Genomic DNA, 15,595 nt, shown 5'->3' with positions numbered 1-15,595 from the left:
GGTCAACGAGAACAACGCGACCTACAGCTTTGCTTATGACGCCTCGGACCGGCTGAGCGAAGAGGTGCGGGTCGATAACCTGACCCGGCGCTTCATGTACAACGTCGCTGGTCACCCCACCCGGCTGGATGAGATTGGCTATGGCGAAAATGCCGAACGCCCAGAGCGGCATACGCTGTTCGAACGTGACACCATTGGCCGCTTGATCGCCAAGCTTAATAACGACGCACAGCAGCAATTCACCTATGACGACGGCGACCGGCTGCTGAGCATCGAGCGACAACCCAGCGGGATCGGCAAGCAGCTGGGCATCACCGAAGAAAAGCTGGAATACACATACGATCTGCTGGGGCGGCTGACGAAAGAAATCACCCCCGATGGCACGCTCGGTTATGAGTACGATCCACTCAGCAATTTGACGGACAGTGACGGTAAGATCGTCTGGCAGGCGACGTATCGCTCCTGGGGTGCAATAGAGAGTCTGCCACTCAATGAGGTTGAGCAGCGCCTGCGCTTTCAAGGTCAGTATTCTGATTACGAAACGGGACTGTACTACAACACCTTCAGATACTATGATCCTGAAGCTGGGCGCTTTGTCACTCAAGATCCGATTGGATTGACAGGTGGGCTAAACTTATATTTTTATGCGTCTAACCCGGTCAATTGGATTGACCCACTAGGATGGTCTGGTATCGACGGTAGCGGCCGTCCGCTATCCAGTTCACAATACAGCGTCTGGACTAGTGTAGAGATGCCACAAGAAATTCATGGCTCGAGTAGGGGTGTGCACTTTAAGTATGCTAATGAAGAGCTGTACAAACGGACATTACAATACCCCGAGCTTAAAGCTGCTTTGCCTGCTGAAGTAGTTGAGCACATTCAGCCAGGCCCCAGAGGAGGCTTCAGCGACAGAAGCCCACCTAATCACTCTTGGCACCACAATGCTCAAGTCCCTAAAGATATCGAGCTTATTCCAAGAGCGCAACACCAGGCGAAAGGGCCGGTACAAGCGAGTTTGCACCCTAATCAAAAGGGTGGATTTAAGCAATTACAAAGCACGTCGTGTTGAGGCGATTATGAGAACTTATAGCATACGAGAAGTCCTAGAGAATCTGGATAAAATGCCGGATTCTTGGTTTTATTTGCCAAATACAAGTTGGACCTTGGATACAGAAGGGGCATTTTCATTAGATAGTCGTGACTTTGCTCCAGACTCGACGGATTATCTTCCTCGGCAGGTGGCTAGTGACGGCTGGATTGAAACATTAGATACGCCTATGATACAGGATGTGATTGACTATACAAATCAGCAACTGCCTGTGGCTACTGTTGAGGATTACTTTGAAGCATTTAAGTACTACTTTGAAAATGATGCCTTTTTAGAATTCTAGATAACGGACACGGCTCTGCTCTTTAAGTATCAGTCTTGAGGCGCGGCTCAAGCGCCTCGTTTCTTCCCTAAATAAACCCTATGCCAATGCTCTATCTACGACGGCGAGTGCCGATGCGTCAGCCAGGCATTAGATTATCAAGTAGTCTAAGCTCGATGGCGTGGTCGACCAGAAGCGGTTCTTGTGGCAAGGGTTGAGAATGCTGCACGAGGAGACACCTGGACAGAGTATCTTGTACCTATATGAGCCGGGTAGCTATGCGCCGTTGGCGCGGGTCGATCAGGCGGAAGGGCAAGGGCAGAAGCTTTATTACTTCCATACGGACCAGATCGGTACGCCGCTGGAACTGACAGACAGCAATGGTGAGGTCGTTTGGCAGGCAGTCTATCGGTCTTGGGACGAGATTGAAACTGTAAGTGTTAATAACACTGAACAGAATATGAGGTTCCAGGGGCGGTATCTCGATTTTGAAACTGGGCTGCACTATAATTTATTTAGATATTATGATCCTGAAGTGGGGAGGTTCATTGCCCAAGATCCAATAAGTCTTCAAGGCGGCCACAATCTTTACAGTTATGCTCCTAACGCACTTACATGGGTTGATCCTTTTGGACTGTGCAAGAGTGCCGCAAGTGGTGACAAAGGCCGAACCGAAGCTATGCATGACTTGGAGCGGAACGGTTACAAAATTGTGGCCGAAGAAGTCACTATGAAAGTAAACGGAAGCAGGGTTAGGGTCGATTTTGTGGCTAGAGATGCTCAGGGGAATTTACATGTATTCGAAGTGAAACATGGGTCTGGAGCGCTAACGAAAAATCAAAAAGCTTCGGGGGGTTTTCGACATGAGTAATCCTGCTAATAGTACGCAGCATCTAGGAGGGGGCGTTATTAAGCCGTCCAACGGCACTCCCGCCAAACTTAAAGTTGACACTAAAAGTGCGCGCGGAAAACTACTAGGTGGTAAGGTGCCGTGCATGAAGCTATATTTAATGTTCTCAAGTATCGGTGATTTATGAGTTCTGATGATTGGTTGCATTTTGAATCTGAACTATTGAAAGAACTAAAGAATGTTGCTTCGCAGTATGAGGGCGTGATGGCGTCCAAGAATAAACTGAAATTCAAGTATAACAAGAAGTTTGTCGCAGAGATTTTTCTTGATCACCTAGCCCGTATAGATTCCTATGTGCTATGCGGGATGGTCTATGGTGGAGAAATTCATGAATGCGCTTGCGGTTTCGCCCCTCCATATAAAAGCAATCTCCTCAATGAAGGCAGTTTTTCCTTTATTTCATCAGGTGAACAGAGCAAGCGTTTCAGTGGTGATTTCGGCGGTGCAATTAAAACTCCATTACCTGATGAGGTTGGTAAAGTCTGTGCGCATATCCGATCAGTGCTGGAGGAGTTTTATATTCCAAAAGTACTTGCATGTATCAGGCCTGCCAATCGAACCATAAGTGATGTTTTGTCTGCGCCTGATCAGTATGCCTACCCCGCGGTGTTCATACATTGCGCGGCAAAAATTGGTGGAGTAGGTGGCGCTAAAGATCAAATTAATGAGGCTGTAAATTCAAAGAAAATTATCAAGAATAAATCTTACGACACTCCATTGCTTGTAGAGGTTTTGTAAAGAATTTGGGAGGCCCTTTAAGGTAGGCAGTGATGCCGCTGATGATTAGGGATAATTACCTTTGACCTAAGTGATGCGGTCCACGTACTTTTCGGCAAGCAGGATGAGCTAGCTTCACATGAATCCTCGCAGCTGCGCGCTGTTGGCAAGGATGCCAGTTTGTATTGTTCAAAGACTTTTCAGTTGAATTATGATAGTTGGCCTGGTTTTGATTTACGAAAATCTATCAGTGAGTCGTTGCATAGCTGTATGCCTGATGGTCCACGATGGTTTGTTAAGATCGTTCTAGATGATTAGGCTAAACTGTCTAGTGATGTGGTAAGGCTGCAGAGGAAAGCGCTACTATTGTGGTGGCCGCTCGTGACAATTCTATTTTTGAGAGTAGCTCAGTTCGTGGAATTCGATCTTTAACAATTAATAGTTGAATCGGCTCTGCTAGATCTGTGGTGGAGCCACTATTTTTACGGCATATGCTCACAAGTGTAACGACAAGCCTCCCGAGCAGATGTGTCCGGTCTGCATACAGGGCGGCCACTTTCTGCACTTCTCCCACACCTCAGATTGCACCCGCGTTCACCTGCACTACGACAACCCGCTTGGCCGCCTAACCGACATCAAGCGCGTGGTCGACAACCAGGCCGTGGATGCTAATCTGACCCGGCGCTTCAGCTACAACGTCGGCGGCCATCTCACCCGTCTGGATGAAATCGGCTATGGCGAAAATGCCGAACGCCCGGAGCGGCATACGCTGTTCGAGCGAGACACCATTGGCCGCCTGATCGCCAAGCTCAATCGCGATGCACAGCGACAGTTCACCTACGACGATGGTGATCGACTGCTGAGCATCGAGCGACAACCGAGCGAGATCGGCAAGCAGCTGGGCATCACCGAAGAAAAGCTAGAATACACATAACGATCTGCTGGGGCGGCTGACGAAAGAAATCACCCCCGACGGCACGCTCGGTTATGAGTACGATCCACTCAGCAATTTGACTACATCGACCCTGCCAGACGGCCGCAAGGTCAACCACCTGTACTACGGCAGCGGGCACCTGCACCAGCTGAATCTGGATGGGCAGGTGATCAGCGACATGGAGCGCGATGATCTGCACCGCGAGGTGTATCGCACCCAGGGCAAGCTCACCAGTTGCTTTGGCTACGACGCGATGGGGCGCAAGGCTTGGCAGTTTGCCTCGACCTTGCCCGCCGACAAGCTTTCGCAGGTACACAACACCGGCATCAATACTTCGCTGCTGGTGGAGCATGCCTACAACCCGATTCACCGGCGATACCAGTACGACCCGGCCGGTGAGTTGGTACGCACGCTCGACAAGCTGCGTGGCGAGATCAAGTACGAGTACGAAGCCAATGGGCAGTTGCGCAGTCGCGATACCGGTTCGCTGGTGGGCAGCGAAGAGTTTCGCTATGACCCGGCGGCCAACCGCCTGGACTCCAATGCGCGGCAGTTTGACAAGGTCAAGGACAACCGGATCAAGCAATGGCGGGATCAGGAGTATCGGTACGATCCCTGGGGCAACCTGATCGAGAAGCGCTCGGGGCATAGCAAGCTGCAGCACTTCAGCTATGACTGCGAAAATCGGCTGGTGCGGGCACAGACACTGGTTAACGGCAAGCTGGAGAGTGCCGGTGAGTATCGCTACGACAGCTTAGGGCGGCGGGTTGCCAAGCGGGCTGAGATCAATGGTGAGGTCGAGCAGAAGCGCTTTCTGTGGCAAGGGTTGAGGATGCTGCGGGAGGAGACGCCTGGGCAGAGCATCTTGTACCTGTATGAGCCGGGAAGCTATGCGCCTTTAGCCCGGGTTGATCAGGCGGAAGGGAAAGAGCAGAAGCTTTATTACTTCCATACGGACCAGATTGGTACGCCGTTAGAGCTTACTGACAGTGATGGCAGGATTGTTTGGCAGGCGACGTATCGCTCTTGGGGGGAATTGGATAGTCTGACCGTCAACGAAGCAGAACAGAACCTGCGTTTCCAAGGGCAGTATTGGGACTGTGAAACAGCGCTTCATTATAATACGTTCCGCCACTATGACCCCGCTCTCGCAAGATTTATCACGCAAGATCCAATTGGCTTGTTTGGTGGGTTGAACCTATACTTATGCACCCAGTTCGACGGGGTGGCTTGACCCATTGGGATGGTGTGTCACGACGAATGTCACGAGGGGGATGGCAGATCAGCCATTGAAAGCGACTGCCACAATCACTAAAGGTGATCTGAAGACAGGCACGGCAACCAATCAGTCCTCGAGAGCATGGGCCCGTATGATGGGCAATCCAAATGATGACGCTGGACATATCATTGGTAAGCTCTTAGGTGGTTCCGGAGGCAAAGATGGTGTCTTCCCTCAGTTGAAAGGCATAAATCGTGGCCAGTTCAGAGCCTTCGGAGCTCAAGTTGCAAGTGTGATTCAGAAAAAGGGCGCTGCGGATGTTGAACTGAACTTCATATATGGTAATAGCGGTACGCGCCCCACGTCTATAACTTATGATGTTTATCATCAAGGTCGAAAAAATCCTTGAGGGAATATTTGGGAATTGATATGTCAAGCAAAAATGTTTCAGAAGGTGTGCCGGGAGCTCTTATTGCGTTCATGGAGCAGATGAATGTATGGGAAGTTGAATTTTTTGAAAAGCGCAAACAAAGCCTTAGCGAAGGGATTGATGAGCCAGCGTTAAAGGATGAGTATGCGCAGAAGCTAGAGTTCATTCTCAGCAAATACGCCATGAAAGACAAGTCTAATTGTGGGCGCCTTATAGATTTGGGCTGCACAAAGCCCGCTACCTATGATCCTAATACGGACGAAATTCAAGTTGTAGAGAGTGATGGGAGCAGTTTGACTGTGCAGGTACAGCAGGTTAAAGGGGCTGAAACAGTCTCGCGAATCTATATGGTATATAAGAAAGATGAATGGAAAATAAAAAAGAAAGAAATAATGACTTTTGATGGCAAGTGGCGTCGAGCTCCTTTATGAGTTTGCTGACTAGGCTCTGTACGAAAAGCCTTGATACTGCGTTGAAGACAGCCTCGGCATGCTCATTTACAACTGTTAAACTAAGCGTCCTCGGCTGATCTCGCCTTGCCTGACTTTCGTCTCAAGATTTTTCACAGGGAACCCAGGAAAGGTGGGAGCATGCCTATAGTTTACAAAACTGGTTTGACTGATGCCGAGATCATTTCACTTGAGGTTGCAGTGGTCACCTCACCCGGCTGGATGAGATTGGCTATGGCGAAAATGCCGAGCGCCCGGAGCGGCATACGCTGTTCGAGCGTGACACCATTGGCCGCTTGATCGCCAAGCTCAATCGCGATGCACAGCAGCATTTCACCTATGACGACGGCGACCGGCTGCTGAGCATCGAGCGGCAACCGAGCGGGATCGGCAAGCAGCTGGGCATCACCGAAGAAAAGCTGGAATACACATACGATCTGCTGGGGCGGCTGACGAAAGAAATCACCCCCGACGGCACGCTCGGTTATGAGTACGATCCACTCAGCAATTTGACTACATTGACCCTGCCAGACGGCCGCAAGGTCAACCACCTGTACTACGGCAGCGGGCACCTGCACCAGCTGAATCTGGATGGCCAGGTGATCAGCGACATGGAGCGTGACGACCTGCACCGCGAGGTGTATCGCACCCAGGGCAAGCTCACCAGTTGCTTTGGCTACGACGCGATGGGGCGCAAGGCTTGGCAGTTCGCCTCGACCTTGCCCGCCGACAAGCTTTCGCAGGTACACAACACCGGCATCAATACCTCGCTGCTGGTGGAGCATGCCTACAACCCGATTCACCGGCGATACCAGTACGACCCGGCCGGTGAACTGGTACGCACGCTCGACAAGCTGCGTGGCGAGATCAAGTACGAGTACGAAGCCAATGGGCAGTTGCGCAGTCGCGATACCGGTTCGCTGGTGGGCAGCGAAGAGTTCCGCTACGACGCGGCGGCCAACCGCCTGGACTTCAATGCGCGGCAGTTCGACAAGGTCAAGGACAACCGGATCAAGCAATGGCGGGATCAGGAGTATCGCTACGATCCCTGGGGCAACCTGACCGAGAAGCGCTCGGGGCCCAGCAAGCTGCAGCACTTCAGCTATGACTGCGAAAATCGGCTGGTGCGGGCACAGACACTGGTTAACGGCAAGCTGGAGAGTGCCGGTGAGTATCGCTACGACAGCCTGGGGCGGCGGGTGGCCAAGCGGGCTGAGATTAATGGTGAGGTCGAGCAGAAGCGCTTCCTGTGGCAAGGGTTGAGGATGCTGCGGGAGGAGACGCCTGGGCAGAGCATCTTGTACCTGTATGAGCCGGGTAGCTATGCGCCGTTGGCGCGGGTCGATCAGGTGGAAGGGGAGGAGCAGAAGCTTTATTACTTCCATACGGATCAGATTGGGACGCCGTTGGAGCTGACGGACAGCGATGGCAAGATTGTTTGGCAGGCGACATACCGCTCGTGGGGTTCGATTGAAAGCCTAGTGGTCAATGAGACTCATCAGAATTTGCGCTTTCAAGGGCAATACTTCGACGATGAAAGTGAGTTGCACTATAATATTTTGCGCTATTACGCATCGGATGTTGGGCGTTTTGTAACGCAGGATCCATTAGGTTTAGGTGGTGGCATAAATCTTTATCAGTATGCGCCAAATACTACTGCATGGATTGATCCTTGGGGACTATCGTTCAAGAGTGTTAACTTTGAAGGTTCGCCTGAGTTGTTTCCAGTAACCGGCGCTCAGAAAAATATCGTTTCTATTCAAATGCAAGGGTCTCGAGGGCGTGATTTTACCGAGGCTTATAAGCAGGCTGGCTTGACAAGGGCTCAGGTCAAGTCGATGGGGAAATACACTTGGCATCATGTCGATGATTTCGATCCAGTGACTGGTAAGGGAACTATGCAGTTAGTAACGCAGTCAGCTCACGAGGCTTCATTGCCGCATACAGGCTCGGTAGCGCAATTCGAGAAGCATTTTGGATTGCCTTCTGGATCTTATGGAACACCTGAAGCTGTAGCAGTCTCGCAGGATAAGGGTTGGCTAAAAGGCCGCCCGCAAAAAACAACGTCTACAAATTGCTGAGAATTATATAATGGGTGAATTTAAGCTGTTTAATTCTGATGGCACTGTTTCAGATCTTGATATTGATATGCTTGAGTCTGAGGTTGGTGTGAAGTTTCCCGTCGAGTTCAGGCAGCTATACTTGTCTTGCAATGGCGGGGCTCCAAGTCGGGAGTTTTGGGCGAAAGATGAAAATTATGAGCCGATTAGAGTTGAGGACTTTAAGAGTATTGCTAGTGCTCGTGCTCCAGATAAAAATGAAACCAAATACATAGGTGGGTGTTTCAGATTGATGGTGAGCAGGAACGTATTGCCAGCACACTTGGTGCCATTTGCTGTTGACGAGGCGGGTAACTTTATTTGCCTTGATAAAGACAAGGGGGAGGTCATTTATTTTGCGGTTGATATATTTCAACCGGATGTTGATATGCATATAAATCATATTAATGCTCAGAGGATTTTGTCGTTATCGTTCCGTGATTTTGTTGAGTCTTTGGTTGATGAGGATGAAGTTGATCAGTAATTTTTTGGTGTATGACAATGTAGGCTGGCGGGTGTTTGTTGGCTTGCCGTTTTGACATGATTGGTCTGTAGATTCAATCGATCGATTTGTATACGGCGTCACACCTGCCAAAATATCTATTGTGGGTCTGAGATCTTTAATAACTAAATGTTGGGGGGCTGAGGCAAAGGCCTCAGTCATTCCAGAGAAACGCGTGACACCGAGTGTGGCGTGCTGCTGCAACGGAACGAGGATGTCCTTCCAGGCGACATCAAGCGCGTAGTCAACAATCATGCCGTCGAAACACTGACCCAGTACCGTTACGACGAACACGGTCAGCTGAATGCGGTCATCAACCGCAACGGCGACACCGTGCGCAGCTTCAGCTATGCCGAAGGCCTGATGGTCACCCACAGCAACGCCCTGGGCCTGGGCTGCCACTACCGCTGGGAAACCCAGGGCGGCAGGCCGCGGGTGGTCGAGCACTGGACCAGTGACGGCGAGCATTACCATTTCCGCTACGACCTCGACGCCCGCACCAGCTGGGCAACCGACGTGCTCGGCCGTGAGCTGGAGGTGCAGTACAACGCCGACCATCGGGTCATCGCCAGCCGAGACTACGCTGGCGAACGCTATGCCATCGAGCTGGACGAAAACGGCAACATGGTCGGCCTCGACCTGCCGGACGGCAATCGCCTGACCTTCAAGTACGACGAGTACGCCCGCCTGCTCGAAGAAACCGACCCGCTGGGGCGCACGATCGCCTACGAGTATCACCACCTGATGACGCTGGTGACCAAGGTTAGCTGCCCGGATGGCAGCACCTGGACGGCGCGTTACGACGACAAGGGCAACCTGCTCGCTGAAATCGATGCGCTCGGCCAGATGACCGAATACCTCAACAGCGACGACGGCCTGCCGCACACCACCATCCATGCGGCCTACAAGTCCAGCTACTAGTGGTTGAGCACCTGGCCACAGGTCGGGCCATTATCAGGCCTGTGGGCGGCACGCTTGGGTAGGCAACTTTTCCGCCCAGCAAGTTTGAGGGTTATTTGGGGCTGTGCATGAGGGTTAGTGTGGTTTGGCGATCACAACTAACAGGAGCTGTATCATGCGACCGTCATTAATATTGGCTATTGATCAACAACGCACAGTGCATACAGGTAGCCATTTCCCGTTACGGCGCTATACACCGTATGGCCATCACACCATCGAAAGCGGAGGCTGGTTGGCCTTTGCCGGGGAAGCCGATTCGTTAGTGCCTCATTGTTATCTGCTCGGCAACGGCAAGCGCGCCTTTGACACAGTGCTGATGCGCTTTCATAGTCCGGACTCATTCAGCCCCTTCGGGCGCGGCGGGATCAACACCTATGCCTATTGCCAGGGTGATCCGATTAACAATGTTGACCGCGATGGCCATTCGCCAAGCCGCATAGTCGGGCAGTCAACCGGCCTGGTATGGGGCTCGGTGGGTATGCTTTCCTCGCTGAACAAGGCCTCCAGGACAATTGTCAAACGCTCGATTGCCAAGGCAAACGGGCTAGCTGTACCGAAGGAGTTCGATGACGCTAGCCGCACCAACAATGCAATGATCTTTAACGGGGGGCTGATGAGTACCTTGACTAAAGTGCCAGGCGTGGCATTTGCCTACGCCTTTCCAGCCGCCTCGATTGCCAATGAGGCGTTTACTGCAGTGGGTATTTCAGCCGCATCTTTTGCAGGGGCGGGAAAGTTGCGGCAGTTGTATACCGATATGAAAGCGACCTACCGGGAGGCCAGGTTGAACAGGCTGCCCTTGGTTAAATTGACTGTAGAATCAGTAAAAGAAGCCACCGGATGGAATCGGTTCCGCGGGCAAGAGTCAGCCATTCTTGAGCCCCTCCCGGAAAGGGTGCTGTTGGTGCGGTTTCCGAACAAGGCGTGAACGCGGTTAGTCGCCGCTTGGCCACATTGTGTTCCATAGTGTGAAACCAGATTCGATTGTGCTCCATCGCTCCTCGCGCTTTGCTGTCACCCAGCACGACCTGCCTTACCCGTCGTGACCTCAAGGCAAACAACAAGACCGGGAAACCACCCGCGCGAGGAGACTCTACATGTCCCGACATCAGCACATCCTGGCCTGGCTGAACGATGTGGCCAGCGACTTGCACGCAATCCGTCATGATATCCACGCCCACCCGGAACTGGGCTTTGAAGAAAGCCGCACCTCGGCCCTGGTCGCCCGGTTGCTCGAGGCGTGGGGCTACGAGGTGCACACCGGCATTGGCCACACCGGCGTGGTCGGCGTGCTGCGCAACGGCAGCAGCCCACGGCGCCTGGGCCTGCGCGCCGACATGGACGCGCTGCCTATTCACGAAGCCACCGGCGCGGCCTACAGCAGCCAGCACCAGGGCTGCATGCACGCCTGCGGCCATGACGGGCATACCACCATGTTGCTGGGCGCCGCCCGTTACCTGGCGGCAACCCGGCAGTTCGATGGCACGCTGACGCTGATCTTCCAGCCGGCCGAAGAGGGCCAGGGCGGTGCCGAAGCCATGCTGGCCGACGGCCTGCTGGAGCGCTTCCCTTGCGATGCATTGTTCGGCATGCACAACATGCCGGGGTTGCCGGCCGGGCACCTGGGCTTTCGCGAGGGGCCGATGATGGCCTCGCAAGACCTGCTCACCGTTACGCTCGATGGGGTCGGTGGGCACGGCTCTATGCCACACTTGACCGTGGACCCGCTGGTGGCGGCGGCCAGTGTGGTGATGGCGCTGCAAACCGTGGTGGCGCGCAATATCGATGCGCAGGAAGCGGCGGTGGTCACGGTCGGTGCCTTGCAGGCCGGCGAAGCCGCCAACGTGATCCCGCAACAGGCGTTGCTGCGCCTGAGCCTGCGCGCGCTGAATGCCGAGGTACGCGCGCAGACCCTTGAACGGGTGCGGGCGATCATTGTCAGCCAGGCCGAAAGCTTCGGCTGCAGCGCCAGCATCGAGCACCGCCCGGCCTATCCGGTGCTGGTCAACCATGCCGCGGAAAACGCCTTTGCCACCCAGGTCGGGCTCGAGTTGCTCGGCGCCGACGCAGTCGATACCAATACCCGCAAGCTGATGGGCAGCGAAGACTTCGCCTGGATGCTGCAACGCTGCCCGGGTGCCTACCTGTTCATCGGCAACGGCGTTTCGCGGCCGATGGTGCACAACCCCGCCTATGACTTCAACGACGACATCCTGCTGACCGGCGCCGCCTACTGGGGCGCGCTGGCAGAGCGCTGGCTCGCGCCCGCCTGACCTGCCTTTTTGACGACTGCCGCTGGATCCCGGGCGCGACCGCGCCTGGGCGATCACCCAATCATTGTGTGGAGTGTTCCCTATGCAGACTTCGAGTACTGGCGTGTCGCGTACCCGGCAAGTGGTGGCTGCCGTTATCGGCAACGCCCTGGAGTGGTACGACTTTATCGTGTACGGCTTTCTGGCCAGCATCATCGCCCGGCAGTTCTTCCCGTCCGACGACGAATACGCCTCGCTGCTGATGGCCTTGGCCACCTTTGGCGTCGGCTTTTTCATGCGCCCAGTGGGCGGGGTGTTGTTGGGCATGTATTCCGACCGCAAGGGCCGCAAGGCGGCAATGCAGCTGATCATCCGCCTGATGACCGTGTCGATCGCCATGATCGCCTTTGCGCCGGACTACCTGGCCATTGGCATGGCTGCGCCGATGCTGATCGTGGTGGCGCGCATGCTGCAGGGCTTTGCCACCGGTGGCGAGTACGCCAGCGCCACGGCATTTCTGGTGGAGAGTGCGCCGGCCCACCGCAAGGGGCTGTACGGTTCGTGGCAACTGGTGGGGCAATGCCTGGCGGTGTTCTGCGGTGCGGCGATGGTGGCGCTGGTGACCCACCTGTGCTCGCCTGCGGCGCTGGACAGCTGGGGCTGGCGTATCCCGTTCGTGCTGGGCCTGCTGATCGGCCCGGTGGGGCTGTGGATTCGCAAGCACATGGAAGAACCCGAGGCGTTTGTCGAAGCACGCCGCCAGGCCAAAGGCCCGTCGCCGAGCCTGCTGCAAGTCTTGCGTGTACACCGGCGCAGCCTGCTGGTGTCCATGGGGCTGGCCTGTGGCGCGACGGTGTCGTTCTACGTGGTGCTGGTGAACATGCCGACCTTTGCCCACAAAAGCCTTGGCCTGCCGCTGGACCAGGTGCTGCTGGTGCAGATGCTTGCAGTGGGGCTGATGACCCTCGTGATTCCTTTGGCCGGTGCGTTGTCTGACCGGCTGGGGCGGCGCCCGGTGCTGATGGCTTTCACCCTGGCGTTCTTCGTGATGGTTTACCCGCTGTATGTGTGGGTGGCCGCTGCGCCTTCGCTGGAGCGCCTGCTGGTCATGCAGCTGCTGCTGTGCACGGCCATCGGCGGCTTCTTCGGCCCGGCACCTACCGCGCTGGCCGAGCAGTTCCCGGTCGAGGTACGTTCCACCGGGGTCTCGGTGGCCTACAACGTGGCGGTGATGGTATTCGGCGGCTTCGCCCCGTTGATCGTCACCTGGCTGACCAAGGTGCTCGGCACCCCGGTGGCGCCCTCGTTCTACGTGTTGTTCGCCTGCCTGCTGACGCTATTGGGTACCTATTGCCTGAAAGAAGCACCCCGGGCGGGCAAGCGTGCCGCCTTTCACCTTGGAGTAAAACCGTGAAGCCGCTAGCCATCGACCCCATCGTGGCCCTCGACGCCGAGGCGTTGTCCCAGGCCATCCATACCCGCCAGCTGTCCTGCCGGGAGGTGATGCAAGCCTACCTGGCGCACATCGAGCGCTGTAACCCGCAGGTCAATGCCCTGGTCTCGCTGCGCCCGGCCGACGTAATGCTGGCCGAAGCCGACGAGCGCGACCGCGAACTGGCCCGGGGTCATTCACGCGGCTGGATGCATGGCATGCCCCAAGCGATCAAGGACCTGGCCGCCACTGCCGGGCTGCGCACCACCATGGGCTCGCCACTGTTTGCCGAACAGGTGCCTGAGCACGACGCGATCAGCGTGGCGCGGGTACGGGCGAGCGGTGCGCTGATCGTCGGCAAGAGCAATGTGCCCGAGTTCGGCCTGGGTTCGCAGACCTACAACAGCCTGTTCGGCACCACCACCAACGCCTACGACCCTGGCCGGGTAGCGGGTGGCAGCAGCGGCGGGGCGGCAGCGGCGTTGGCCATGCGCTTGCTGCCGGTGGCCGACGGCAGCGACATGATGGGCTCGCTGCGCAACCCGGCGGCGTTCAACAACGTGTTTGGCCTGCGCCCGTCGCAGGGGCGGGTGCCGCATGGGCCGGCACCGGAGCTGTTCGTGCAACAACTGGCCACCGAGGGGCCAATGGGCCGCAGTGTCACCGACGTGGCGCGGTTGCTGTCGATCCAGGCTGGCGTTGATGCGCGGGTGCCCTTGTCGATCAGCGAGGGGCGGCGCGATTTTGCCGCCGGGTTGCAGCGAGACTTGCGCGGCGTACGGGTCGGCTGGCTGGGGGACTACAACGGCTATCTGCCGATGGACGATGGGGTGATGAGCCTGTGCGAGGCGGCGCTGGCCGACTTTGCCGAGTTGGGCTGCCGGGTCGAGGCCTGCCAGCCGGCATTCGACCTGGCGCGCCTGTGGCAATGCTGGTTGACGCATCGCCACTTTCTGGTGCACGGCAACCTTGGCGCGGCCTATGCCGACCCAGGCAAGCGTGCATTGCTCAAGCCCGAAGCGCAGTGGGAGGTGCAGGGCGGCTTGCAGCTCGGCGCGGCCACGCTGTACCAGGCCTCGCTGGACCGCAGCGACTGGTACCGCGCCTTGGCCAGCCTGTTCGAACGTTACGATTTCCTGCTGTTGCCGTCGGCCCAGGTGTTCCCTTTCGATGCGCAGCAGGCCTGGCCGAAGGTGGTCGGGGGGCGGGTGATGGACACCTACCACCGCTGGATGGAGGTGGTGGTCGGGCCGACCCTGGCAGGCTTGCCGAGCATTAGCGTGCCGGTCGGTTTCAACGCTGCCGGGTTGCCCATGGGCTTGCAGATCATAGGCCCGGCCCAGGCTGACCATGCCGTGTTGCAACTGGCCTATGCGCATGAACAGCTCACCCGCTGGGTGCAGCGTTGTCCGCCAACCAGCCTGCAGGCGCTATAAGGCGCTGGCCAGGCGCGGTTCTTGCTGGCTATCCTGACCATCCCGTTACAAGGAGGTCACACCCATGGGCATCACGGCAGACAGTGGCGGCGTGCGTTCGGTGGAGCGGGCGCTGGCCATCGTCGACCTGCTGGGCGAACACCAGGCACTGGGCCTGGAAGAACTGCATTACCTGACAGCGTTGCCCAAGGCCACGGTGTCGCGCATGCTCGCCACCCTGCAGCTGCAGGGCTGGGTGTACCGTGGCCTGAGCGACCGGCGCTACCGGCTGTGCGCGCGGCGCCTGTATGGTGACCGCCACTTGCGCTTCAAGCGCCGCCTGGTAGAAAGCGCCGCACCGATGCTGCTGGACCTGAGCGAACGCACGGGGTTGGTGGTGGACCTGTCGTGTTTCGATGGCGAGCGGCTGGAAGTGATGGAAAGCGCCATTCCGCAGATACTGCGCAAGCGCTACCCGCATACCTGCCAGATTGTCGGGCATCATGCCAGCCTGTTCCATTCGGCCATGGGCCGGGCCTGCCTGGGTGAACTGGCGGTAGACGAGGTGCAGCGCCTGGCCAGTCATGAGCGGGTGGGTGATGACACGTTGCTGCGCAATATCGAGGAGGAAGCGCACAAGGGCTTTGGCCAGCGCACCGAAGGGCACTGGGAGTACCCGGTACGCCTGCCACACCTGATCCGCGCCATTGCCTTGCCGGTGCATGCCGAGGGGCGACTGGCCGGGAGCATTGCCTTGCACTGGCCACTGGACCAGGCGCCGGTTGAGCGGGTGCTGAACCTGCACCTGAGCAGCCTGGCCAGCACCGTGGGCGAGGTGCAGCGGGCTTTGGCCTGAGCCAGCCTGCACCGGCCTCTTCGCGGGTGAACCCGCTCCCACAGGGAAAG

The 15,595-nt window shown here is 56.4% G+C and carries 10 protein-coding genes and 4 pseudogenes; all 14 read left to right on the top strand.

All coding sequences use genetic code 11. The annotated features are described in order from the left end of the window. A partial coding sequence (locus tag ACI2KG_RS26625) for an RHS repeat domain-containing protein (RefSeq protein ID WP_404663912.1) occupies positions 1 to 1,069 on the top strand: 1,069 nt, incomplete at its 5' end. A gap of 7 nt (positions 1,070 to 1,076) precedes the next feature. Continuing rightward, positions 1,077 to 1,391: a hypothetical protein gene (locus tag ACI2KG_RS26620; RefSeq protein WP_404663911.1), complete on the top strand. Its 315-nt coding sequence runs from the start codon at positions 1,077 to 1,079 to the stop codon at positions 1,389 to 1,391. A 148-nt stretch (positions 1,392 to 1,539) separates the two neighbouring features. Then, positions 1,540 to 2,022: pseudogene (locus ACI2KG_RS26615) on the top strand (RHS repeat domain-containing protein); the annotation flags it as partial. A 381-nt stretch (positions 2,023 to 2,403) separates the two neighbouring features. Further along, complete coding sequence (locus ACI2KG_RS26610) at positions 2,404 to 3,018, top strand: hypothetical protein (protein WP_404663910.1); 615 nt, start codon at positions 2,404 to 2,406, stop codon at positions 3,016 to 3,018. A gap of 649 nt (positions 3,019 to 3,667) precedes the next feature. Continuing rightward, positions 3,668 to 5,559, top strand: a pseudogene (locus tag ACI2KG_RS26605) (RHS repeat-associated core domain-containing protein); the annotation flags it as partial. A 20-nt stretch (positions 5,560 to 5,579) separates the two neighbouring features. Continuing rightward, the gene (locus ACI2KG_RS26600) at positions 5,580 to 6,011 is read left to right on the top strand and encodes an NTF2 fold immunity protein (protein WP_404663909.1); all 432 of its coding nucleotides are present in this window, start codon (positions 5,580 to 5,582) and stop codon (positions 6,009 to 6,011) included. 221 nt (positions 6,012 to 6,232) lie between these two features. Next, positions 6,233 to 8,110: pseudogene (locus tag ACI2KG_RS26595) on the top strand (RHS repeat-associated core domain-containing protein); the annotation flags it as partial. 10 nt (positions 8,111 to 8,120) lie between these two features. After that, positions 8,121 to 8,612, top strand: coding sequence for an SMI1/KNR4 family protein (locus ACI2KG_RS26590; RefSeq protein ID WP_404663908.1), 492 nt, complete (start codon positions 8,121 to 8,123; stop codon positions 8,610 to 8,612). Between the two features lie 246 nt (positions 8,613 to 8,858). Next, a pseudogene (locus ACI2KG_RS26585) lies at positions 8,859 to 9,548 on the top strand (type IV secretion protein Rhs); the annotation flags it as partial. A 157-nt stretch (positions 9,549 to 9,705) separates the two neighbouring features. Continuing rightward, positions 9,706 to 10,518: an RHS repeat-associated core domain-containing protein gene (locus ACI2KG_RS26580; protein WP_404663907.1), complete on the top strand. Its 813-nt coding sequence runs from the start codon at positions 9,706 to 9,708 to the stop codon at positions 10,516 to 10,518. A gap of 169 nt (positions 10,519 to 10,687) precedes the next feature. Then, positions 10,688 to 11,863, top strand: coding sequence for a M20 aminoacylase family protein (locus ACI2KG_RS26575; protein WP_404663906.1), 1,176 nt, complete (start codon positions 10,688 to 10,690; stop codon positions 11,861 to 11,863). An 82-nt stretch (positions 11,864 to 11,945) separates the two neighbouring features. After that, positions 11,946 to 13,256: a citrate-proton symporter gene (locus ACI2KG_RS26570; protein WP_404663905.1), complete on the top strand. Its 1,311-nt coding sequence runs from the start codon at positions 11,946 to 11,948 to the stop codon at positions 13,254 to 13,256. After that, complete coding sequence (locus tag ACI2KG_RS26565; protein WP_404663904.1) at positions 13,253 to 14,710, top strand: amidase; 1,458 nt, start codon at positions 13,253 to 13,255, stop codon at positions 14,708 to 14,710. Before ACI2KG_RS26570 ends, ACI2KG_RS26565 begins: the two co-directional genes overlap by 4 nt. A 64-nt stretch (positions 14,711 to 14,774) precedes the next feature. Further along, positions 14,775 to 15,545: an IclR family transcriptional regulator gene (locus tag ACI2KG_RS26560; protein ID WP_404663903.1), complete on the top strand. Its 771-nt coding sequence runs from the start codon at positions 14,775 to 14,777 to the stop codon at positions 15,543 to 15,545. The last annotated feature ends 50 nt before the right edge of the window (positions 15,546 to 15,595 follow it).

Source organism: Pseudomonas sp. NPDC089407, assembly GCF_044900445.1.
Lineage (GTDB): Bacteria > Pseudomonadota > Gammaproteobacteria > Pseudomonadales > Pseudomonadaceae > Aquipseudomonas.
The sequence above is the reverse complement of the archived record's forward strand: the minus strand, read 5'-3'. Positions and strand labels throughout refer to the sequence as shown.